The 22,500-nt window shown below is 61.6% G+C and carries 23 protein-coding genes; 12 read left to right on the forward strand and 11 right to left on the reverse strand.

The annotated features are described in order from the left end of the window. Positions 1–155 precede the first annotated feature (155 nt). Positions 156–1,112, forward strand: coding sequence for a hypothetical protein (locus tag RLCC275e_RS16065; protein WP_130707837.1), 957 nt, complete (start codon positions 156–158; stop codon positions 1,110–1,112). Between the two features lie 50 nt (positions 1,113–1,162). Here the strand turns inward: RLCC275e_RS16065 and glpK are convergent, their stop codons facing one another. Continuing rightward, a complete protein-coding gene (gene glpK / locus RLCC275e_RS16070) occupies positions 1,163–2,656 on the reverse strand; it encodes a glycerol kinase GlpK (RefSeq protein WP_033180111.1) in 1,494 nt (497 codons plus the stop codon). A gap of 157 nt (positions 2,657–2,813) precedes the next feature. Between glpK and RLCC275e_RS16075 the strand changes: the two genes are divergently transcribed. From RLCC275e_RS16075 to xdhC, 4 genes are all read left to right on the forward strand, one after another. Beyond that, complete coding sequence (locus tag RLCC275e_RS16075) at positions 2,814–3,590, forward strand: 3-hydroxybutyrate dehydrogenase (protein ID WP_033180110.1); 777 nt, start codon at positions 2,814–2,816, stop codon at positions 3,588–3,590. 27 nt (positions 3,591–3,617) lie between these two features. Further along, positions 3,618–5,090: a xanthine dehydrogenase small subunit gene (gene xdhA / locus RLCC275e_RS16080; protein ID WP_033180109.1), complete on the forward strand. Its 1,473-nt coding sequence runs from the start codon at positions 3,618–3,620 to the stop codon at positions 5,088–5,090. 181 nt (positions 5,091–5,271) lie between these two features. Next, positions 5,272–7,611, forward strand: coding sequence for a xanthine dehydrogenase molybdopterin binding subunit (xdhB, locus tag RLCC275e_RS16085; protein ID WP_033180108.1), 2,340 nt, complete (start codon positions 5,272–5,274; stop codon positions 7,609–7,611). Between the two features lie 270 nt (positions 7,612–7,881). Continuing rightward, positions 7,882–8,697, forward strand: a complete 816-nt coding sequence (gene xdhC, locus RLCC275e_RS16090; protein WP_033180107.1) for a xanthine dehydrogenase accessory protein XdhC — start codon at positions 7,882–7,884, stop codon at positions 8,695–8,697. On the opposite strand, the gene RLCC275e_RS16095 is transcribed toward xdhC, so the two are convergent. Beyond that, complete coding sequence (locus RLCC275e_RS16095; RefSeq protein ID WP_033180106.1) at positions 8,673–8,864, reverse strand: hypothetical protein; 192 nt, start codon at positions 8,862–8,864, stop codon at positions 8,673–8,675. The two genes, xdhC and RLCC275e_RS16095, sit on opposite strands and share 25 nt — an antisense overlap. 101 nt (positions 8,865–8,965) lie before the next feature. Here RLCC275e_RS16095 and gcvA point away from each other — a divergent pair, with 101 nt between their 5' ends. Then, complete coding sequence (gcvA, locus tag RLCC275e_RS16100) at positions 8,966–9,862, forward strand: transcriptional regulator GcvA (RefSeq protein ID WP_033180105.1); 897 nt, start codon at positions 8,966–8,968, stop codon at positions 9,860–9,862. An 84-nt stretch (positions 9,863–9,946) separates the two neighbouring features. On the opposite strand, the gene RLCC275e_RS16105 is transcribed toward gcvA, so the two are convergent. Further along, positions 9,947–10,279 carry a hypothetical protein gene (locus RLCC275e_RS16105; RefSeq protein ID WP_003561515.1) on the reverse strand — a complete coding sequence of 111 codons (333 nt, stop codon included), beginning with the start codon at positions 10,277–10,279 and terminating at the stop codon, positions 9,947–9,949. Between the two features lie 163 nt (positions 10,280–10,442). Beyond that, the gene (locus tag RLCC275e_RS16110; protein WP_165404969.1) at positions 10,443–10,580 is read right to left on the reverse strand and encodes a hypothetical protein; all 138 of its coding nucleotides are present in this window, start codon (positions 10,578–10,580) and stop codon (positions 10,443–10,445) included. A 65-nt stretch (positions 10,581–10,645) separates the two neighbouring features. Between RLCC275e_RS16110 and puuD the strand changes: the two genes are divergently transcribed. The 6 genes from puuD (at position 10,646) to RLCC275e_RS16140 (ending at position 18,148) form a co-directional block, all read left to right on the forward strand. Further along, the gene (gene puuD / locus RLCC275e_RS16115; protein WP_033180104.1) at positions 10,646–11,884 is read left to right on the forward strand and encodes a urate hydroxylase PuuD; all 1,239 of its coding nucleotides are present in this window, start codon (positions 10,646–10,648) and stop codon (positions 11,882–11,884) included. Then, a complete protein-coding gene (gene guaD, locus RLCC275e_RS16120) occupies positions 11,881–13,191 on the forward strand; it encodes a guanine deaminase (protein WP_033180103.1) in 1,311 nt (436 codons plus the stop codon). Before puuD ends, guaD begins: the two co-directional genes overlap by 4 nt. A 122-nt stretch (positions 13,192–13,313) precedes the next feature. After that, positions 13,314–14,456: an alpha-hydroxy acid oxidase gene (locus RLCC275e_RS16125; RefSeq protein WP_033180102.1), complete on the forward strand. Its 1,143-nt coding sequence runs from the start codon at positions 13,314–13,316 to the stop codon at positions 14,454–14,456. 130 nt (positions 14,457–14,586) lie between these two features. After that, positions 14,587–15,744: a PspA/IM30 family protein gene (locus RLCC275e_RS16130; protein WP_033180101.1), complete on the forward strand. Its 1,158-nt coding sequence runs from the start codon at positions 14,587–14,589 to the stop codon at positions 15,742–15,744. A 5-nt stretch (positions 15,745–15,749) separates the two neighbouring features. Continuing rightward, positions 15,750–16,397, forward strand: coding sequence for an OB-fold-containig protein (locus RLCC275e_RS16135; protein ID WP_033180100.1), 648 nt, complete (start codon positions 15,750–15,752; stop codon positions 16,395–16,397). Further along, positions 16,394–18,148, forward strand: coding sequence for a flotillin family protein (locus RLCC275e_RS16140; protein WP_033180099.1), 1,755 nt, complete (start codon positions 16,394–16,396; stop codon positions 18,146–18,148). The genes RLCC275e_RS16135 and RLCC275e_RS16140 overlap by 4 nt, the downstream gene beginning before the upstream one ends. 135 nt (positions 18,149–18,283) lie before the next feature. Here the strand turns inward: RLCC275e_RS16140 and RLCC275e_RS16145 are convergent, their stop codons facing one another. From RLCC275e_RS16145 to RLCC275e_RS16175, 7 genes are all read right to left on the reverse strand, one after another. Beyond that, positions 18,284–19,024, reverse strand: coding sequence for a metallophosphoesterase family protein (locus RLCC275e_RS16145; protein WP_033180098.1), 741 nt, complete (start codon positions 19,022–19,024; stop codon positions 18,284–18,286). Positions 19,025–19,026: 2 nt separating this feature from the next. Continuing rightward, positions 19,027–19,383, reverse strand: coding sequence for a hydroxyisourate hydrolase (uraH, locus tag RLCC275e_RS16150; RefSeq protein WP_033180097.1), 357 nt, complete (start codon positions 19,381–19,383; stop codon positions 19,027–19,029). Beyond that, a complete protein-coding gene (locus RLCC275e_RS16155) occupies positions 19,380–19,901 on the reverse strand; it encodes an ureidoglycolate lyase (RefSeq protein ID WP_033180096.1) in 522 nt (173 codons plus the stop codon). The genes uraH and RLCC275e_RS16155 overlap by 4 nt, the downstream gene beginning before the upstream one ends. Continuing rightward, positions 19,885–20,247: a HepT-like ribonuclease domain-containing protein gene (locus RLCC275e_RS16160; RefSeq protein WP_017994887.1), complete on the reverse strand. Its 363-nt coding sequence runs from the start codon at positions 20,245–20,247 to the stop codon at positions 19,885–19,887. The genes RLCC275e_RS16155 and RLCC275e_RS16160 overlap by 17 nt, the downstream gene beginning before the upstream one ends. After that, positions 20,244–20,744, reverse strand: coding sequence for a 2-oxo-4-hydroxy-4-carboxy-5-ureidoimidazoline decarboxylase (uraD, locus tag RLCC275e_RS16165; protein ID WP_033180095.1), 501 nt, complete (start codon positions 20,742–20,744; stop codon positions 20,244–20,246). Before uraD ends, RLCC275e_RS16160 begins: the two co-directional genes overlap by 4 nt. Next, on the reverse strand, positions 20,744–21,667 hold the full coding sequence (gene puuE / locus RLCC275e_RS16170; RefSeq protein ID WP_033180094.1) for an allantoinase PuuE: 924 nt from the start codon (positions 21,665–21,667) through the stop codon (positions 20,744–20,746). Before puuE ends, uraD begins: the two co-directional genes overlap by 1 nt. Positions 21,668–21,782: 115 nt before the next feature. Further along, complete coding sequence (locus RLCC275e_RS16175) at positions 21,783–22,490, reverse strand: DUF1045 domain-containing protein (RefSeq protein WP_033180093.1); 708 nt, start codon at positions 22,488–22,490, stop codon at positions 21,783–21,785. Positions 22,491–22,500 lie beyond the last annotated feature (10 nt).

A 22,500-nucleotide genomic window follows, 5' to 3' on the forward strand; every position in this document is an offset into this window, starting at 1 on the left:
AGCGTGCATCAAAAAATTATTGATGGAGAAATGAGCAATTCGATTGGAGAGCCACAGTTGGTCAAGCTTCCGGTGCCATCTCGCCCGTCATGGAGTTGCCCTTTTTAGCCTTAAGAGCTTCGGGCGCCTCCATCACCTTTTCATTCGAGAACCACATGAACAAGCCTCGAACACGTCTCATTGCCCTCGCCGCCCTCATGCTGCCGATGAAAACAGCCCTCGCCGCCTCCGCACCCGAAAACTTCCTCTATACGAGCGCCGGCGAGCTGGAATCGGTGAAGACGCAGCTTGCGCGCCCGGATATCTCAGGCGTCCAAATCGTGTACAACTGGAAGGGCCTCGAGCCTGCCAAGGGCCAATATGATTTCTCGCAGATCGAGAGGGATCTGGCGCTCACCCAAAGCCTGAACAGGAAGCTCTTCATCCAGGTCCAGGACCGCTTCTTTGATCCGAAGGCGCGCAATATCCCCGACTATATGCTGGCTGATCCGGAATATGACGGCGGCCTCACCGCTCAGTTCGACAATCCCGGCGAAAACAAGCCGGTCGGCTGGGTGGCGCAACAATGGAACCCTGCCGTACGCGAGCGTTATCAGGCGCTGCTGAAGGCGCTGGCCGAAAAGTTCGACGGCAAGGTCTACGGCGTCAATCTGCCGGAAACGGCGATGGATCTCGACCCCAAGCACGAACCGAAAGGCTATAGCTGCGATGCCTATTTCCAGGGCGAGATGGCAAACCTCGCCTTTGCAAGGAAGGTCTTCGCCAAGTCGATGGTGGTGCAATACGTCAACTTCTGGCCCTGCGAATGGGAAAACGACCATAATTATATGGGCCGCCTTTTCGACTTCGCGGCGAAGAACAATGTCGGCCTCGGCGGCCCCGATATCGTGCCCAATCGCAAGGCGCAGATGAAGAACTCCTACCCCTTCTTCAACAAGTACAAGGGCAAGCTCACCTATGTCGGCATGGCCGTGCAGGAGCCGACGCTGACCTACAAGAACCCGGCGACGAAGAAGCCCTTCACCAAGGTCGAATTCACCGCCTTTGCTAGGGATTATCTCGGCGCGAACGTGATCTTCTGGAGCACGGCGACGCCGTGGTTGAAGAAATAGCCAACCAGCTCGCGGAAACGAGCGGGGCTACGACGCGGCTCTCATCGCCTCTACCCCTCGCTCAGTGTTCGCCGGACAGCATTCTTCCAGCCCTTGAGCTTCGCCGCCCGCACCTTCTCGTCCATGTCGGGCGCGAATCGCCGATCGCGTTTCCACGTCGCGGAGAAACCATCCCTGTCCGGCCACACCCCTGCCCGGCTGCCGGCGAGCCAGGCGGCCCCCAACGCCGTCGTCTCCAGGATCACCGGGCGATCGACCGGCGCATCGAGCAGGTCGGCAAGGCGCTGCATCGTCCAGTTAGAGGCGACCATGCCGCCGTCGACGCGCAGCACGGTGTCGTCGGCGCCGTTCTTCCAGTCTTTCTGCATGGCATCGAGCAGGTCGCGGGTCTGGTAGCAGACGGCCTCCAGCGCCGCCCGGCAGAGTTCCGCCGGGCCGCTGTTGCGCGTCAACCCGAAGATCGCACCGCGCGCCTTGGCATCCCAGTGCGGCGCGCCGAGGCCGGTGAAGGCGGGCACGAGATAGACCTCCTGGGTCGGATCGGCCCTTTCGGCAAGCGCATTGGTCTCGGCAGCGCTGCCGATGATGCCGAGCCCGTCCCGCAGCCACTGCACGGCCGCACCCGCGATGAAGATCGAACCCTCCAGCGCATAGGTCGTCTCGCCGTTCAGGCGATAGGCGATGGTGGTCAGCAGCCGGTTTTTGGAGCGCACCATGTCGGCGCCGGTGTTGAGCAGCGCGAAACAGCCAGTGCCATAGGTCGATTTCATCATGCCCGGCGCAAAACACGCCTGGCCGATGGTGGCCGCCTGCTGGTCGCCGGCAACGCCGAGGATGGGGATCGCCGCACCGAAGATATCAGGATCGACCGTGCCGAAGTCGGCGGCGCAATCCTTGACCTCCGGCAGCATGGCGGCGGGCACGCGGAGAATATCGAGCAGATCCTCGTCCCAGGCGTTTTCGGCGATGTTGTACATCAGCGTGCGCGAGGCATTGGTGGCGTCGGTGACGAAGCTCTTGCCGCCCGTCAGCCGCCAGATCAGGAAAGTGTCGATCGTGCCGAAGCAGAGATCGCCCCTGGCGGCGCGCGCCCGCGCGCCCTTCACGTTAGCCAGCATCCAGGAGAGCTTGGTGCCGGAAAAATAGGGATCGAGGATCAGGCCGGTCTTCTTCGTGAACAGCCGCTCGAAATCCTGTCGTTTCAGATTGTCGCAATAGCTTGCCGTACGCCGGTCCTGCCAGACGATGGCATTCTGGATCGGCCGGCCCGTTTCGCGCTCCCAGACGACGACCGTTTCGCGCTGGTTGGTGATGCCGAGCGCGGCAAGATCCCTAGCCTCGATCCCGGCATCGCGCAGCGCCATGTGGACGGTGGAGACGACGGAATCCCAGATCTCCTCGGGATCGTGCTCGACCCAGCCGGATCGCGGATAGATCTGGGTGAATTCCTTCTGGCCCTTGCCGGCGACATGCATGTCGCCATCGAAGACGATCGCCCGCGTCGACGTCGTTCCCTGATCGATCGCCAGAACATATCCGCTCATGAAAACCCTCCCTCAGCATGTCAATTGTCGAAGCAAATCAATAGGACACGGATGCGGGTGAGAAAAGCGAATAAAGCGGAATTGCCAGCCCGCCGGCTTTGGGCATAACTTCGCAGCCAACGCTGCAACGCAGCATCGCGATTTAAGGGAGAACAGCATGAGTAGAACAGTCGTCGTCACCGGTTCCACCAGCGGCATCGGCCTTGCGATCGCCACTGCCTTCGCCGAAACGGACGACAACATCGTCATCAACGGTTTCGGAAAGGCAGATGAAATCAAGGCGATCGTCGAACGACTTGAATCATTATCCAAAGGCCGGGCGCTCTATCATCCGGCCGACATGACGAAGCCCGCCGAGATCGCCGACCTGATCGAAACGGCTGCCAAGACCTTCGGCGGCGTCGATGTCCTGGTCAACAATGCCGGCATCCAGCACGTCGAGAAGATCGAGGATTTCCCGATCGAGAAGTGGGACCAGATCATCGCGATCAATCTGTCGAGTTCCTTTCATAGCATGCGCGCCGCGATCCCGCTGATGAAGGCGAAAAAACACGGCCGCATCATCAACATCGCCTCGGCCCACGGGCTCGTCGCCTCCCCCTTCAAATCCGCCTATGTCGCGGCAAAACATGGTATATTGGGCCTGACGAAGACGGCAGCCCTGGAACTTGCCGAATTCGGCGTAACCGTGAACGCCATCTGCCCCGGCTACGTGCTGACGCCGCTCGTCGAGAAGCAGATACCGGATACCGCCAAGGCGCGCGGCATGACCGAGGAACAGGTAAAGAGCGAGGTCATTCTCAAGGCGCAGCCGACGCATGAATTCGTCAAGGCCGAGGAAATCGGCGCACTGTCACTCTATCTCGCCAGCGACGCGGCCCGGCAGGTGACCGGAACGCATATCTCGATTGACGGTGGCTGGACGGCGGCATAACCATTTGGAAAAACAACCGGGAATATCATGAACGACAGTATCCGCTTCATCCTGAATGGCGAGGACATCGCGCTCACCGATGTCAGGCCAACCGAGACGCTTTTGGATTTTCTGCGGTTGAAGCGACGGCTGACGGGCACCAAGGAAGGATGCGCGGAGGGCGATTGCGGCGCCTGCACCGTACTCGTCGGCCGGTTGGCGGACGGCAAGCTCGCCTATGAATCCGTCAATGCCTGTATCCGTTTCATGGGCTCGCTGCACGCCACCCATGTGGTAACGGTCGAGCATCTGGCCGGCAGGGACGGCGCGTTGCATCCGGTGCAGCAGGCACTGGTCGATTGCCACGGCTCGCAATGCGGCTTCTGCACCCCTGGTTTCGTCATGTCTCTTTACGGTCTCTGGCTCGCCAAGGAAAAGCCGAGCCGCCAGGAAATCGAAAAGGCACTGCAGGGCAATCTCTGTCGCTGCACGGGCTACGAGCCGATCGTCAAGGCCGCCGAGCAGGTGAGCATGATGCGGCCGAGCACGCTCTTCGATCCGCTGCAGCGGACACGTTCGGAAATCGTCGCCCGGCTCTGGGCGATGCAGGCGAGCGGCACCATCAGCATTACGAATGGCGAAGACCGACTGATCGTACCAGCTTCCATGGAGGTGCTGGCAGGAATCCTTTCGCAGGAACCCGACGCAATCATCGTCGCCGGTGCGACGGATGTCGGCCTCTGGGTGACGAAGCAGATGCGCAGGCTGAGCCCGGTGGTCTTCATCAATCATTTGAGCGAACTGCAGTCGGTCAGAGAAGACGACGACGAAGACGGCGTCACCATCGGCGCCGGCGTCAGCTACACCAAGGCCTTCGAAGCAATCTCCAAGAAAATCCCGGCGCTCGGCCGGTTGATCGATCGCGTCGGCGGCGAGCAGGTGCGCAACATGGGCACGATTGGCGGCAACATCGCCAACGGCTCGCCGATCGGCGACAGCCCGCCGCCGCTGATCGCGCTCGGCGCGACGCTGACGCTGCGGTCCCTGCAAGGCCAGCGCAGAATGCCGCTCGAGGATTTCTTCATCGCCTATGGCAAGCAGGATCGGAAGCCCGGCGAATTCGTCGAGAGCGTCTTCGTGCCCTACCCGGCAGCAACCAATCGCTTTGCCGCGTATAAGATCACCAAGCGCCGCGACGAGGACATCACCGCCGTGCTCGGCGCCTTCCTGCTGACGCTCGACGATGCCGAGATGATCACCGACATCCGCATTGCCTTCGGCGGCATGGCGGCGACGCCGAAACGCGCCCGAAGGGTGGAAGCCGAACTGATCGGCAAACCGTGGACGGAAGCGACGATCGAGGCGGCCCGCCCCGCCTTCGACGCCGACTACAAGCCGCTGACCGACTGGCGCGCCACGGCGGAATACCGCCAGCTTACGGCGAAGAACCTGTTGACGCGGTTCTATCTCGAGACGGTCGGCGCGCCGGCGGAGTTGAAGCGGTTCGAGGAGGTGGCGTGATGAAGATGATACATGTCAGCGCAAGCCACCCCCCTCATCCGGCTGCCGCCACCTTCTCCCCGCTGGGGAGAAGGGACTGCCGCGCCGTCTCTTTTCCCCCTTCTCCCCTCGGGGAGAAGGTGCCCGAAGGGCGGATGAGGGGGCCGCGCGGCACCACACGTCCTCACGAAGGAGGCATCTAATGGACAAGTCCACCTTCGAAGACCGCAAGGCCATCATCGCAGGCCCGATGCACGGCTCGCTGCGGCATGATTCAGCGCATAAGCATGTCACCGGAACCGCTGATTATATCGACGATATTCCCGAACCCGCAGGTCTGCTGCACGGCGCCCTCGGCCTCTCCGGCCGGGCGCATGCCGAAATCGCCGGCATCGACCTTTCCGCGGTCGCCGCCTATCCCGGCGTCGTCTGGGTCTTCACCGGCAAGGATGTCCCTGGCGTCAACGACGTCAGCTCTAACGGCAGCCATGACGAGCCGCTGCTGGCCGAAACTTTAGTTCAGTTCCACGGCCAGCCGATCTTTGCCGTTATCGCCGAGACGCGTGATGCCGCCCGCCGCGCCGCGCTGTTGGCGAAGATCGACTATCGCGACCTGCCGCATTGGAGCGATATCGACGGCGCGCTCGCCAATGGCGGCCCGCTGGTCATCACCCCGATGACGCTCAGGCGCGGCGAGCCGGATACGGAAATGAGCAATGCCGCCATGCGTCTGAAAGGTCAGATGCGCATCGGCGGACAGGAACATTTCTACCTCGAAGGCCATATCGCCGTGGCGATCCCCGGCGAAGACGACGAGGTCACCGTCTGGTCCTCGACGCAGCATCCAAGCGAGATCCAGCACATCGTCGGCCACGTGCTCGATATTCCCTCCAACGCCGTAACCGTCAACGTGCGCCGCATGGGCGGCGGCTTCGGCGGCAAGGAGACGCAGGGCAATCAGTTCGCAGCACTTGCCGCCATCGCCGCCAAGAAGCTCGGCCGCGCGATCAAATTCCGTCCGGACCGCGACGAGGATATGAGCGCCACCGGCAAGCGCCACGATTTCCTCGTCGATTACGAGGTGGGCTTCGATGCCGAAGGCCGCATCCACGCGGTCGACGCGACCTATGCTGCGCGCTGCGGCTTCTCCTCCGACCTCTCAGGGCCGGTAACCGACCGTGCCCTGTTCCATGCCGATTCCAGCTATTTCTATCCGCATGTGCATCTGATCTCGAAGCCGCTGAAGACGCACACCGTCTCCAACACCGCCTTCCGCGGTTTCGGCGGGCCGCAGGGCATGCTCGGCGCCGAACGCTTCATCGAGGAGATCGCCTATGCCCTCGGCAAGGATCCGCTTGATGTCCGCAAGCTGAATTTCTACGGGCAGCCGGGCTCCGGGCGCACGCTCACCCCCTACCATCAGGAGGTCGAGGACAACATCATCGCCCGCATCGTCGAGGAGCTGGAGGAAACGGCCGAATACCGGGCGCGGCGCAACGCCATCATCGCCTTCAATCGCGACAGCCGCTACATCAGAAAAGGCATCGCTCTGACGCCGGTCAAATTCGGCATCTCCTTCACCATGACCGCCTTCAACCAGGCTGGCGCCCTCGTCCATATCTACCAGGACGGCTCGATCCACCTGAACCATGGCGGCACAGAAATGGGCCAAGGCCTCTACACCAAGGTGGCGCAGGTGCTGGCCGACAGCTTCCAGGTCGATATCGACAGGGTGAAGATCACGGCGACGACCACCGCCAAAGTGCCGAATACCTCGGCCACCGCGGCGTCCTCCGGCTCGGACCTCAACGGCATGGCCGCCTATGACGCTGCCCGCCAGATCAAGGAACGGCTGGTGGCCTTTGCCGCCGAGAAATGGGATGTTGGCCCCGCCGACGTCGTCTTCCTGCCGAACCGCGTGCGCGTCGGCGAGATCGAGATCCCCTTCCCCGATTTCATCAAGCAGGCCTATTTCGCCCGCGTCCAGCTTTCCGCCGCCGGCTTCTACAAGACGCCGAAGATCCACTGGGACCGCAAGGCCGGCCGCGGCACGCCCTTCTATTATTTCGCCTACGGCGCCTCCTGCACCGAGGTCTCGATCGACACGCTGACGGGCGAATATCTGATCGACCGTACCGACATCCTCCACGATGTCGGTCGCTCGTTGAATCCGGCGATCGACATGGGCCAGGTCGAAGGCGCCTTCGTCCAAGGCCTGGGCTGGCTGACGACGGAAGAACTCTGGTGGGATGACAAGGGCCGGCTGCGCACCCACGCCCCCTCGACCTATAAGATCCCGCTCGCTTCGGACCGTCCGAAGATCTTCAACGTGCGCCTCGCCGAATGGTCCGAGAACACTGAGGCCACCATCGGCCGCTCCAAGGCCGTCGGCGAACCACCCTTGATGCTGGCGATCTCGGTGCTGGAAGCACTGTCGATGGCCGTGGCAAGCGTCGCGGATTATCGGGTCTGCCCGAGGCTCGACGCGCCGGCGACACCGGAGCGGGTGTTGATGGCGGTCGAGCGGATGAAGCGGGTGTAGGATGCGTCCGGCTGATTTGTTGTTTGAGCGGCACCCGCAGAGAGGTTGGAGTGGGCGGCGCCCCCCTCTGTCCTGCCGGACATCTCCCCCACAAAGAGGGAGATCGGCAAGACCGAACGCACCGCACCTTAATGCCCTAGCATTACGTCATGAAACTCTACGCCACAGCTGCCTTGTCCCGGGAAGCTCGCGCCTCGTGCTAATCTCCGGGGAGATGTCCGGCAGGACAGAGGGGGGTGCCACGCCCACCCGCTCATCGGCCTTTCACCCATGACCGACCTCTCCAGCTTCATCACCGCCCACCCAGACTGCATCCTCGTCGATATCACCGGCACGCAAGGCTCGACCCCACGCGAGGCCGGCACCTTCATGCTCGTCTCGGCTGAAGCCCTGTGGAGCACGATCGGCGGCGGCCAGTTCGAATTCATGGCGATCGCGAATGCGCGGGACATGCTCGCGGGAACCGGCGGGATGGCGGAGATGGATATCCCGCTCGGGCCTGATATCGGCCAGTGCTGCGGTGGGCGCACGCAGTTACGGTTTCGCCGGGTGACGCAGGCGGTTGCTGAAGAAATCGAAGCCAGGCTAACCAGTGAGATCGAGCGCCTCCCCGAGGTTTATCTCTTCGGTGCCGGCCATGTCGGCCGGGCGCTGGCTGCGGCCTTGGCGCCGCTGCCGCTGTCGGTGACGGTCGTCGAAACGCGGCAGGAAGAGCTCGCCAACCTGCCGGCAGAGACCAAGGCGCGACTTGTGCCGATGCCGGAAGCACTGGTGAAGGATATTCCGGCCGGCGGCGTGGTGGTCATCCTGACGCACGACCACGCGCTGGATTTCCTCATCGCCCGCGAGGCACTGGAAAAGACCGACCTCGCCTATACCGGCATGATCGGCTCGGCCACTAAGCGCGCCACCTTCGCCAGCTGGCTTTCCCGCGAAGGTGGCGGAGAACGCGGCTGGATGGAGCGGCTGACGCTGCCGATCGGCGGCTCGGCAGTCAGGGACAAGCGTCCTGAGGTGATCGCCGCCATGACCGCCGCCGAGATCCTGACGGCGCTCGCTGCCTACCGCATGCGCTCGTCTTCGTAATAGGGATCGCGCCCGTCGAGGAAACCGAGAGCGCGCTTGACGCGATCGGGCGCCGTGTCGAGATCGAGGCTGGGCATGCGCCAGATCAGCGCCAGCCGGCCGCCGATGCGCCGGAAAATTCCGATGGTCTGCTGCGGCGGGCTCTGTTCGATAGCATAGCAATCCATGACATCACCTCAATGGTTTGATGGTATGAGTTGCAGTTTGCAGCCAAAAGTGCTGCAATTCCAATCGAACGACCGTATGTCTGCATCAAGAGAACTTATCCATGAAACTCTCCAAACAATTCCCGCTGAATGCGTTGCGCGTCTTCGAGGCAGCTGCCCGGCTCGGAAGTTTCACCAAGGCGGGCGACGAACTCGGCATGACGCAGACCGCCGTCAGCTACCAGATCAAGCTGCTGGAGGAGAATGTCGGCGAGCCGCTCTTCCTGCGCCGTCCCCGCCAGATCGCACTGACGGAGACCGGCGAGCGGCTGGCGCCGAAGGTGACCGAAGCCTTTGCCATGCTGCACGACGCGATGGCGACGGCGCGCGACAGCGTCGAAGGCACGCTCGCCATCAGCTCCACCCATACCTTCGCCTCGAAGTGGCTGGCGCCGCGCCTTGGCTCCTTCCACTTGAAACATCCGGCAATCGCTGTGCGCTTTCAGGCGAGTTCGGATATTATCGACTTCGCCCGCGAGCAGATCGATGTCGGCATCCGCTGGGGCGACGGCAACTGGCCGGGGCTGGCGCTGCACCGGCTGATGGGCCTGGAATTCACGCCGATGCTGAGCCCGAAGCTGGCGGAGACGGCAGGCGGCATCAAAGAACCGCGCGATCTCCTGAAGTTCGATCTTTTCGACGCCGGCGACATCTGGTGGAAACAATGGTTCGAGGCAGCCGGCGTCACGGAGACGGATCTCGATCGGCGCCCGCGCAACCAGCTTGGCTCCCAGGCGGTGGAAGCCGATGCGGCGATCGCCGGCCATGGCGTCGCCATTCTCCATCCGGCCTTCTATGCGGCTGAGATCGCGCTCGGCCGGCTCTATCAGCCCTTCGAACTGACCCGCAGCGACGGCAAGGCCTACTGGCTCGTCTACCCCGAAAACCGTCGCAACGTGCCCAAGATCAAGGCCTTCCGCAACTGGATCCTTGAGGAGATGAAGGCAGCCGGCAATTGATGCCGCCTAAAACTGTAGAGCGGTTTTCGGACAACGACATACCGAACCCAGTTCAAGAGCCGGGTCCGGTGCTGTGGTCCGTCTTCAATATCCCAGTTCCGGCGCATAAAAACAGCGCGGCGTATCCTCGTTCGGGAACAGACAGAGATGATAGTCGTTATCGCCGGATTGCATTGCCTTCGTCATTGGCAGCAGGAAGACATGAGCATGCGTGACCAACCGGTGGTCGCCCGGCATCAGCGTCACACGATATCCACCTGGCGTCACTGCCACGCTTTTCGAAGGGATCATCTGGCAATCGCCATTATGACTGTCGCCGTTGCAACAATAGGGGTCATAACTCCACCCCGAAGGTGCGTCGTGAGCCGTCGCCAACGACGCATACGCAATCATCACACACGTCAGAATGCTGCGCATGGGCATCTTCTCCGTCGATGAATGCGCCGCCGATGATCTAACGGTTCTTATTTTATTCCGGCGGCCCGCAAAATAACTGTAATCGAGTCGTCGCAGTTCAAGGCCTGCTGAATTAGCAGATCAAGTATAAGGCAGGGATAATACACAGCCTTCTCGGCAGCTTTTAGGCACGCGACAGCAGATCGGCGATGCGGCTGCGATCGGCAGCTTCGGCAAAACCGCTGAAGATCTCGACAAGCGCAGCGATCATTCCATTGCTCCTGTGGTCAGCGTCAGCTGTTGCGCGTGTGCAGTTCTTCAATCTCCTCTTCCCTCCCCGCCAAAATTTCCGCAATGTCACGAGTCGGAGGAAGATAGGGGAACTCGATGTATGAATATGCCATAGCATGGGAATGGCTCGCCTTTGCGGCGCGCTGGTTCCATGTCATTACCGCGATCGCCTGGATCGGATCGTCCTTTTATTTTATCGCGCTCGATCTCGGACTGGTGAAACGCCCGCATCTGCCGCCCGGCGCCTATGGCGAGGAATGGCAGGTTCATGGCGGCGGCTTCTACCATGTCCAGAAATATCTGGTGGCGCCCGCCCAGATGCCGGAGCACCTGACCTGGTTCAAATACGAGAGCTATTTCACCTGGATTTCCGGCTTTCTGATGCTGTGCATCGTCTATTACGGCGGTGCCGACCTGTTCCTTATCGACCGGCATGTGCTCGATATCAGTCCGCCCGTCGCCATCCTGATCTCGCTGGCGTCGCTTGCCCTCGGCTGGATCGTCTACGATCTGCTCTGCAAGTCGCCGCTTGGGCGGAACACCTGGGGACTGATGGCGGTGCTCTATGTCGTGCTGGTCTTCATGGCCTGGGGCTATACGCAGCTCTTCACCGGCCGCGCCGCCTTCCTGCATCTCGGCGCCTTCACCGCGACGATCATGTCGGCCAATGTCTTCATGATCATCATTCCGAACCAGAAGATCGTCGTCGCCGACCTCATCGCCGGACGGGTTCCCGATCCTAAATATGGGCAGGTCGCCAAGCAGCGTTCGCTGCATAACAACTACCTGACGCTGCCCGTCATCTTCTTCATGCTGTCGAACCATTATCCGCTCTCCTTCGGTACGCAGTTCAACTGGGTGATCGCCGCTCTGGTCTTCCTGATGGGCGTCACCATCCGCCACTGGTTCAACACGACGCATGCCAGGAAGGGTCGGCCGACCTGGACCTGGATCGTCACCGTCATTCTCTTCATCCTGATCATGTGGCTTTCGACCGTGCCGAAGCTGCTGACCGGCGAAACCGATGCGGCGGCGGTCGCCCCCGCCTTCCAGCAATTTGCCGGCGATCCGCATTTCCCCGCCGTCAAGCAACTGGTCTCGACGCGCTGTTCCATGTGCCACGCGGCCGAGCCGGTCTATGAGGGCATCGTGCGGCCGCCGAAGGGCGTGATGCTCGAAAACGACGCGGAAATTGCCGCCCATGCCCGCGAGATCTATATACAGGCGGGCCGCAGCCATGCCATGCCGCCCGGCAACATCACCGACATCACGCCGGACGAACGCAAGCTGCTGGTCGCCTGGTTCGAGAGCGCAGTCGAAGGCAAGAAACAATGACGACGACACTCCTGCGCGGCCGCCTGCTTTCCTTCCATCGCGCACCGCTAAGCCTCGCCGACAGCCAAAGCTATCTCTACGAAGAGGATGGCGGCCTGCTAGTCGAAGATGGGCTGATCACGGCAGTCGGTCCCTATGGTGACGTCAAGGCAAAAGCAGCGGAAGACACGGTCGAGATCGACCACCGCCCGCATCTGATCATGCCCGGCTTCATCGATATGCACCTGCATTTTCCGCAAATGCAGGTGATCGCCTCCTACGCCGCCAATCTGCTCGAGTGGCTGAACACCTACACCTTTCCCGAGGAATGCCGTTTCGTCGAAAGTGCGCATGCTGAAAGGATCGCCACGCATTTCTACGACGAGTTGATCCGCCACGGCACGACGACGGCGGTCGCCTATTGCTCCGTGCACAAGACCTCGGCCGACGCTTTCTTTGCCGAGGCGATGAGGCGCAATATGCGCATGGTCGGCGGCAAGGTGATGATGGACCGCAATGCCCCGCAGGGCCTGCTCGACACGCCCGAGATGGGCTATGACGAGACCCGCCAGGTGATATCGGACTGGCACGGCAAGGGCCGCAACCACGTCGCCATCACCCCGCGTTTTGCCATCACCTCGACACCGGCGCAGTTGGAAGCGACATCAGCGCTTGCCCGCGAATTTCCCGATCTGCACATCCAGACGCATCTTTCGGAAAATCGCGACGAGATCAGATTTACCTGCGAGCTCTATCCCGACGCGCTCGACTATACCGACATCTATGCCCGCTACGGCCTGCTCGGGCCAAAAAGCCTCTTCGGCCACGCCATCCACCTGTCCGAGCGCGAGGCCGACGCGATGAGCGAGGCGGGTGCCGTCGCCGTCCACTGCCCGACCTCGAACCTCTTCCTCGGCTCGGGCCTGTTTCCGCTGAAGGCGCTGGCGCGGCGCGAAAAGCCGGTTCGCATCGGGGTGGCGACCGATATCGGCGGCGGTTCCAGCTATTCGATGCTGCGGACGATGGACGAGGCCTACAAGATCCAGCAGTTGCTCGGCGAACGGCTGAACCCGCTGGAAAGCTATTACCTGATGACCCTCGGCAATGCCGAGGCCCTATCGCTGGCGGACCGGATCGGCACGCTGGAACCCGGCACCGAGGCCGATCTCGTCGTTCTCGATGCGACGGCGACACCCGCCATGGCGCTGAAGATGGAAGTGGTGAAGACGCTGACCGAGGAACTCTTCCTGCTACAGACGATGGGTGACGACCGGACGATCGCCGAGACCTATGTGGCCGGTGTTGCGTTGAAGGCGGGGCTTCGATGACACGGCCTGTTACTCTCGAATTTGGACCGTGAAAAGCTGCCCGGCACGGCCAATTTCCCGTCACGCTCCTGCGAAATTCATGGTATGGCCGATGGCCGCATTCAGATGTGAAGGTTCAATTCATGGCCGCTCCGCTCACCATCGCCGACCTGAAAAAGCTCGCCCGGCGGCGTGTGCCGAAGATGTTTTTCGACTATGCGGATTCGGGCGCCTGGACGGAATCGACCTATGCGGCGAACGAGAGCGATTTCAGCCAGATCAAGCTGCGCCAGCGGGTGATGGTCGACATGACCAACCGCACGCTGGAAACGACGATGATCGGCCAAAAAGTGTCGATGCCCGTGGCGCTGGCGCCAACCGGCCTGACCGGCATGCAGCATGCCGACGGCGAGATGCTGGCGGCACGCGCTGCCGAGGAGTTCGGCGTTCCCTTCACGCTTTCGACGATGAGCATCTGCTCGATCGAGGACGTGGCGTCAGCGACGACACGTCCCTTCTGGTTCCAGCTCTACGTGATGAGGGACAAGGATTTTGTCCTCAATCTCATCAACCGCGCTAAGGCGGCCGGATGCTCGGCGCTGGTGTTGACCGCTGATCTGCAGATCCTCGGCCAGCGGCATAAGGACCTGCGCAACGGCCTGTCGGCGCCGCCGAAATTCACCCCGAAACATGTCTGGCAGATGGCGACCCGGCCCCTCTGGTGCCTGGATATGCTGCAGACCAAGCGCCGCACCTTCGGCAATATCATTGGCCATGCGAAGAATGTCTCCAATATCGCCTCGCTCTCCGTATGGACGCACGAGCAGTTCGACCCCCGGCTGTCCTGGGCCGATGTAGCCTGGATCAAGGAACAATGGGGCGGCCCGCTGATCATCAAGGGCATACTCGATCCGGAGGATGCGAAGGCGGCCGTCGACACCGGCGCCGATGCGATCGTCGTCTCCAATCATGGCGGGCGTCAGCTTGACGGCGCCCCCTCCTCGATCAGCATGCTGCCGAAGATCGTCGACGCCGTCGGCGACCGTATCGAGATCCATCTCGATGGTGGCATCCGCTCCGGCCAGGACGTGCTGAAGGCCGTGGCGCTCGGCGCCAAGGGTACCTATATCGGCCGCCCCTTCCTCTACGGCCTCGGCGCCATGGGCAAGGAAGGCGTATCGCTGGCGCTCGGCATCATCCGCAAGGAGATGGACATTACCATGGCGCTCTGCGGCAAGCGCGACATCAACGACGTGAATTCGTCGATCATCGACGGGCGGCAGTGACCTGCCGCCAGCGACGGAAGCAACAACGGCTAACTGAATATCTCGATACTGGACGCTGCTCTCGGTCTTTCTAACCGCACGTTAAGCTTAGGTTGTATTTTCAGCGTGACCTCTTGAAAGCACAAAAGCGGTGCTTTATGTTTTACCCATGGCTACCACAGGCAAGACACCGCATCCATCGCTGCTGCGCTACACGCTGGCGCCTGACGACAGTGCCCGGCAGGCGCTGGACGACACCATTGCCGCCTATTTCAGGATGATCGAAATCCTGACCGGCCTCGTCTCCGACAGGACGGGGGCCAATCTCGTCGTGCTGCATGACCTTGCCTATGAAACCGTCCGCGAGCAGACGGGCTTGCCGGCAAGGCTGGTCACGCTCGGCCTTCGCGATTTCGCCGCCAATCGCGGCGTCACCGCCGATCCGCCGCATCTGCCGCTCGATGACAAGCTCTTCGCCATCAAAGGCCCCTCGGACCTGACGATCGCCACGGTGCACGGACGTGTTGCCGTGCCCTTCGATGTCGCGGGTTATTCCAGGGGATGGGAGAGTATTTTTCCGGCCTACCTCGTTGCAGGCCAGGATCGCTACGAGATTCACATCGGCGTTACGCCGAATTCCGCTCGGATGGAGGAAAACATGACGAACGAAGGCATTCTCTCACGTATGGGCCGTCTGATCGCGGGCATCGCGAATGCGGCGGTCGACAAGGCGGAAGGCGTCAATAAGATCGCCGTCATCGAACAGGCTATCCGCGAGATCGACGCAGCGGCGGATGAGGCCCGCACCGATCTAGGCAAGGCGCGCGCCGAGGAATATCGCATCCAGAGTCGCAGGGACGAAATCGTCGAAGACCTGAGCGCGCTCGACCAGAAGATCCGCCTCGCTGTCTCTTCTCAGCGGGATGACCTGGCAAAGGCCGGCGTTGCCCGCCAGATCGATCTCGAATCCCAGATCGCAGCTCTGGATAAGGCGCTGGCCGATGCCAGGGAACAGTTGGACGAGGGCCAGAAAGCCTTGCAGGCCGTGCTCGCCACGCGCCGCGAGGCGGACGCTCGCCTTGCCGATTTCAAGCGCAGCATTGCCAGGCATCCCGAACACGCCGCAACCGGTCATAGCCAGCCCGCGCCGGGCGCAGATGCTGCCCGCGCTGCCGCGGCGGTCTCGCGGCTGACCGGGGTTCCCACTGGCGAGCATGCCCATAGTTCCGAATTGGACGAACTCGACCGACTGCACCGCGAACAGGCGATCGAGGCACGCCTCGCACGCTTCAAGGCGGATAACCGGTAACGCCGATGGCCCTTCTCTTCGCCCCCGAATGTGCTCCCTTTGCCATCGCCGCTGCCGTGCTTGCAGGTCTGACCGCGATCGAGATGCTCGCGATGGTCATGGGTTTTTCTGTGACGGAATTTCTGGGAAAGCCGGAGGTTCATGGCCATGACGGCATCCTGGCATACCTGTCCTGGCTCAATCTCGGCGGTGTTCCCCTGCTGATTCTTCTGATGATGACACTCGGCTTCTTCGCGATGACGGGCTTTGCCTTGCAGGCCGTCGCCAACGCTTTCTGGGCGCCGCTGCCAAGCTTGATAGCCGTCATACCTGCCGCGCTCGCAACCATCCCCATGGTCAGGGCATCGAGCAGAACCGTGGCGCGGATCGTACCGCACGACGAAACCTATGCGGTCGATCTCGACGCCTTGCTCGGACGGACAGCCGAGGTCTCGATCGGCCCGCTCGATCAGGGACTGCCGGGCCGCGTCCGCGTCAAGGATCAGCACGGAAACTGGCATGTGCTTCGAGCCAGAGCCGCCAAGGGCGAAGGTCCGCTCGCGATCGGCGCTTCGGTTCTTCTCGTCGATCACAAGGCAAATGTGTTTATCGCCATTCCCGCGCCGGTCGACCCCGCCGATGCAAACAATCAATCTTTCACGGAGCAGCAATGATGTACGACGTTATTCTACCAGCCGGCATTGGGATTGTTCTGATCTTCGGCATCGGTTTTGTCCTCGCCTCTCTTTACACGCGCTCCAGCCGCGATGAGGCCTATGTGCGCACCGGTCTCGGCGGCCAGAAGGTCGTGCTCGACGGCGGTTCGGTCGTCCTGCCGATCTTCCATTCGACTGCCCGGGTGAACCTGAAGACACTGCGGCTCGAGGTTCGCCGCGGCGAAGGCGATGCACTGATCACCAAGGACCGCATGCGCGTCGACATCGGCGCCGAATTCTATGTGCGCGTGAAACCTGATGCCTCCTCGATTGCGCTTGCAGCCCAGACACTCGGCAACCGCACCAACGACGCCGAGGCTCTCCGCATCCTGATCGAGGCGAAATTCGTCGACGGCCTTCGCTCGGTGGCCGCGACGATGAATCTCGACGCGCTGCAGGAACAGCGCATGGATTTCGTCAAGGCCGTGCAGGAGGCTGTCGGCGCCGATCTCCAGTCGAACGGCCTCGAACTCGAATCCGTGTCGCTGACACGCCTCGACCAGACCGATATCAAGCATTTCAACGCCAACAACTTCTTCGATGCGCAAGGCTTGGCGGCATTGACCCGCATCACCGAGGGACGCAAGAAGGAACGGAACGAGATCGTTCGCGACACCGAAGTCGCCATCGCCCAGAAGGATCTCGAGGCACGCCAGCAATCGCTGACCATCGAGCGGACGAAGCGGGAAGCCGAACTCAGCCAGGAACGGGATATCGCCAACAAGTCCGCGGCGACACGCGCCGAAACCGCGCAGCAGGAGCAGGCCGCAAAACGCGCCGAGGAGGAAGCCCGCATCGCTTCCGAACAGGCGATCGCCGAACGCGAGGCATCTGCCAAACAGGCCCGCGAAAGCGCCAACATCGACGCCGCCCGCGCCGTCCAGCAACGCGAAACCGAAGCCAAGCGTGACCTCCAGATCGTGGCACAGGAGAGCGCCATCGCCGTTGCCAACAAGAGCCGTGAAGAATCCGAGGCGAAGGCGGCTGCGGAAACGGCCCGCGCGCTGGCGATAGCGGCAGAAGAAAAGGTTGGCACCGCCAAGGCGATCGAGATTGCCGAACGCGAAAAGCAGATTGCCGTCATCGACGCACGCAAGAAAGCCGAGACGGAAGCGACTGCCGTCACCGTCGGCGCCGAAGCCGAAAAACAGGCGGCAAGCGACCAGGCCGAGGCTATCAAGACGCTCGCGACCGCCGAAGCGGATGCGGCGATCATCAAGGCCAAGGGCATTCTCGAAACCGGCAAGGCCGCGGCCGAGAGCGAGGCATTGCTCAACGACGCGCGCAACAAGTTGAGCTCTGCCATCATCGAGTTCGAGATCACCCGCGAACGGATCCGCATCATTCCGCAGGCGCTCGCCGAAGCGGTCAAGCCGATCGAGAAGATCTCCGATATCAGGATATTCGACACCGGCGGCATGCTCGGCCGCGGAAACGGAGCGGCCGGCGGAAACGGTATCGGGCTCGGCGAAGGACTGGCCAGCCAGCTCCTCTCCTATCAGGCGAATAAACCGATCCTCGACAAATTGCTGAAGGAAGCCGGCTTCGACGGCGACGATGCCATCTCATCCCTTCTTGGAAATCTCGATGGCGCAAAACCAGGAAGACCGGCAACCGCCGCAGCTCCGGCAAAGCCGGCAACACCGACCGTAGCCCCGACACAAACGATCATCCCTCCGGCGCCGAAGCCGGCACCAAAGAAGGACTGATCGCCGCGCAAGCGGGTCTGGACTAGAACAGGATGATTTTAGGCCTGTTCGGCCTAAAATTTGAATCCTGTTCTAAATTAAATAGTTAGAGCATGATGTCGTCCGAAAACCGCTCACACTTTTCGGCATCATGCTCTATCTCACCCAACCCGTTGCCAGCGCGCCTGCCCAGTCGGCACGGCCGCTTTCGGCGGCCAGTGCCGACATCGCCATATGGTCGTAGGCGACGGTTCGGAACTGCCATGTCCATCCCACTGCCGTCTTTTTCAGAATGGCATAACTCGCCAGCGGATGGCCGGCTTCCACCCTGTGGTAATAGGGCAGCTCGTCGTCATAGGCCGGGCAGCCGACGCTGCCGGGATTGACGATGAGGCGGCCATCGGAGAGGCACACGGCGCGGGGAATGTGGCTGTGGCCACAGAGGATCAGCGGCAGGTCGATGCCTTCGGCCAGCGCCTCGATCGCTTCGATCGGCTTCAGGAAGACGAAGCCCTCCGGCGAGACCGATTCCAGCCAGTAGAGATTGTCATCCTTCGGCGTCGCGTGGCAGAGATAGACCTCGCCGCGATAGACGGTATCGAATGGCAAGCTGCGAACCCAATCGAGATGCGACGGCGACAATTGATGATAGGCGGCAGCATCCGAAATGTGCATCGCCGCCGGCTCCTGCTCGATCAGGTATCGATCGTGATTGCCGCGAACCGATGTCAGGTTAAGCGGTATCAGCAGATCTGCCGTCTTGCCGGCTTCAAGCGGCCCGCTGAAGAAATCACCGAGATTGACAATCTCATCGATCCCCTGTGCGCGAATATCAGCAAGCACAGCCTCGAGCGCCAGATGGTTGCCGTGGATATCGGCAATTGCCGCAAAACGCATTTTTAGCTCCCTCGATAAGTAGAATAGCCATAGGGCGAAATCAGCAACGGCACATGGTAGTGCGCCGTGACGTCGGCAATACCGAAGCGGATCGGCACGAGATCGAGGAAAGCGGGATGCGGCAGCGGCGTGCCAGTCGCCCTCAGATAATCGCCGGCGTGGAAGACCAGTTCATAGGTGCCGGCCCGAAAATTTTCGCCAATGAGGATGGGGCCGCCGTCGACCCGGCCGTCGGCATTGGTCTCCACCGTCTTCAGATGCCTGCGGATCTCGCCGTCGAGCTGGAAAAGATCGATCCTCAAGCCTTCGGCCGGCTTGCCGAGAGCGGTATCGAGAACATGCGTGGTCAGTCCGGTCATGGGGCTGGCTCTTTGATGATATAAGGGGTTTCGAAGAAGTATTCTTCCAGATTATTGCCCGGCCCGTCGCGGTCGACGACCAGGAAATTTGAGGCCTGGCCGAGCGCCATCAGCGGATGATGCCAGACATTGCGGCGGTAGTTCACACCCTGGTCGCCGCGCGCCAGAAACACCTGCGGCCTGCCCGGGCGACCGTTCTCATCCTCGGAGACGACGACGAGAAAAGGACGGCCGGAGACCGGCGAAAAACTCTGGGTGCCGAGCGGATGGCGCTCCATCATGGCGACGTCATAAGGGAAGCTTCGTGGCTGGCCGCGAAAGAGGTTGATGATGACGCGTGCGCCTTCGCCCGTCGCCTCAGTGGCGGCCAGCGCATGAAACCGCTCCGTCGTACCGCCATTGATCAGCCGCATCGAGACGGGATCGGCTTCGATCACCTCCCCGAAGGGAGCAAAGGCGGATCTCGTAAGCGGACGGATGTCGAGATGTGGGGGCAATCGCTTACTCACCTTCGGCATGCCAGTGACGGATGGCATCGATCGCGGAAAGAAGCTCCGGCAGCGTGCGATACGTCGCCTCCCATATGTCGGAAGGATCAAGATCGAAGACGCCGTCGAGGATACGGTTGCCCGTGCCGCAGATTTTCGTCCACGGCAGATCGGGATGCTCGCTCGCAAATTCCGGATGAGTCACGAGCAGACGGGATGCTGCAGCACCGATGGTGAAGTGGCAAAAGGTGACAGCCTTGAAAGTGAGCTTGTCCCCGGCGAACGCCGCGCCATCCATTCCGCCGACGAAAGACAACGCTTCGGATGCCGCCTCATACATCTCATTAAGATAGTCGATCGCGCGTCGCTCGTTCATTCAGCCTCCGGCAGCATTGACGTCAGGCGCAGCAGTGCGATCCGCTCGACTTGCGCCGTCGCGGTCGTAAATTCTTCGTCTTTGCCATTGCCGATCCGTGTTTCGAAAGCCGCCAGGATGTCGTCCTTGCCGAGCCCCTTGACGGCAATGATGAAGGGAAAGCCGAATTTTTCGACATAGGCCGAATTGAGTTCGGTGAAGCGGGCATGTTCGGCCGCGCTCAGGCGGTCGAGACCGGCGCCGGACTGCTCCTTCCGGCTGTCTTCGGTGAGTTCGCCCGCTACTGCGAGGCGCCCGGCAAGGTCGGGATGGGCGCTGAGCACGCCGAGACGCTCCTGCGGGCTTGCCGCCCGGAAGGCAGCGGTTAGCGACGCATGCACACCGGCCGCCGTCAGCGGCTCCGTCACGTGGCCGGCGTCATAGGCGCGCTCGGCGATGAAAGGCGAATGTTCAAAGACGCCGCCGAAGCGGGAGACGAAATCCTCTCGCGACATCATCAGAGCGCTTCCGGCTGATGGTGCTTGTGCCAGTGCTCGGCGATCTCGATGCGGCGCGGAATCCAGACCTTGTCGTGCTTCAGCACATATTCGATAAAGCGCTTCAGCGCCGCCGCCCGGCCGGGACGTCCGACGAGGCGGCAATGCAGGCCGACCGACATCATCTTCGGACTGCCCGCCTTGCCTTCCTCATAAAGCGTATCGAAGGCGTCCTTCAGATAGGTGAAGAACTGATCGCCGGCGTTGAAGCCCTGCGGCGTCGCAAATCGCATGTCGTTGGTTTCGAGCGTATAGGGGATGATCAGGAAGGGCTTCCCGTCGACGCCTTTCACCCAGTAAGGCAGGTCATCGGCATAGGAATCGGAGGAATAGAGAAAACCGCCCTCCTCCTGCACCAGTCGAAGCGTATTGTCGGAAGGCTTGCCCTGATACATGCCGTAGGGCCGCTCGCCGGTGAGTTCGGTGTGCAGGCGCACGGCTTCGAGGATATGTTTGCGCTCCAGATCTTCGGGAAAATCCTTATATTCCAGCCAGCGGTAACCGTGGCTGGCGATTTCCCAGCCGGCCTCCTTCATCGCGGCGACGGCCTCGGGGTTGCGGGCCATCGCCAGCGTCACGCCGTAGACGGTCGCCTGCACCTTGAGATCGGTGAACATGCGCCAGAGCCGCCAGAAGCCGGCACGTGAACCGTATTCGTAGATCGATTCCATGTTGAGGTTGCGCTGCCCCGGCCAGGCGGCCGCACCGACGATCTCCGACAGCAGGTTTTCGGACGCCGGATCGCCGTCGAGAATCGAGCTTTCACCGCCCTCCTCGTAATTGATGACGAACTGCACGGCGACGCGTGCCTCGTCCGGCCATTTCGGATCGGGCGTCAGGCGCCCGTAACCAACGAGGTTGCGCGCATAAGTCTCGGATACCATCAAATCACCTTCTGAAAAGACGGGGAACGGTAGCATCCGCAGCCGGAATGTCGAGACGGAAACTGCTCGGCCGGATTTTGCCTTTGCGGCACAAGGCTTTAGCTCATCAGGAGATTCAAGCGATTTTGCGCGCGCTGACCTTGCCCATCGGATGCAGCGAATGAACGCGGAAAGGACCGCCTGTGCCCTCCTCGATCATCAGCGCCACGTTCGAAACCGTGACAGGTTCGCAAAGGACAGGCTCGAAGATCGTCCGCAACACCGGCTCGATGCGCGGCATGTCGATCGCGTTGACGGGGCCCGTCACAGGCATATGAAAGCGGAACTCCTCCATTACATAGGGATTGCCCCAGCGATGCAGATTGGAAAATTGAGCCGCCGATAGCCCGTCCGGATCGCTGCGTTCGATCTCGGCCTCGCTGAGCGGTGCGCGGAAACGATCGAATTCCTGCACGATCGCCGAGGCGAGATACTGGATCTGCTCGCAGGGCCTACTCGGCAGCAGGCTGTAGAAATTGCCGAGCCGGGCGACTTCGATACGCGGAATCTGGAAGGGAACGAAGGTCCCGGAAAAACGCATAAGATCGCGCAGGAGTTGCGATTCGGGCATGTCGCGGGACAAGTGGAACGGCGCCTTCAAAACGCCGTGAAATCCGTAGCGCCGCGGCACGGCGGTATGGAAGGCGATCTCGTGAATGCCGAGGCCACGAACTGCCGGAGGCTCCATCGTATCGCCCGAAAACACGTTTCGGCCGAGCCAATTGGCGGCTACGAGCGACAACGGATCGCTCGCCGGAGGCGTGAAGCAAATGGCATAGCGCATGCAATTTCCT

It is taken from the genome of Rhizobium brockwellii (assembly GCF_000769405.2).
GTDB classification, from domain to species: domain Bacteria; phylum Pseudomonadota; class Alphaproteobacteria; order Rhizobiales; family Rhizobiaceae; genus Rhizobium; species Rhizobium brockwellii.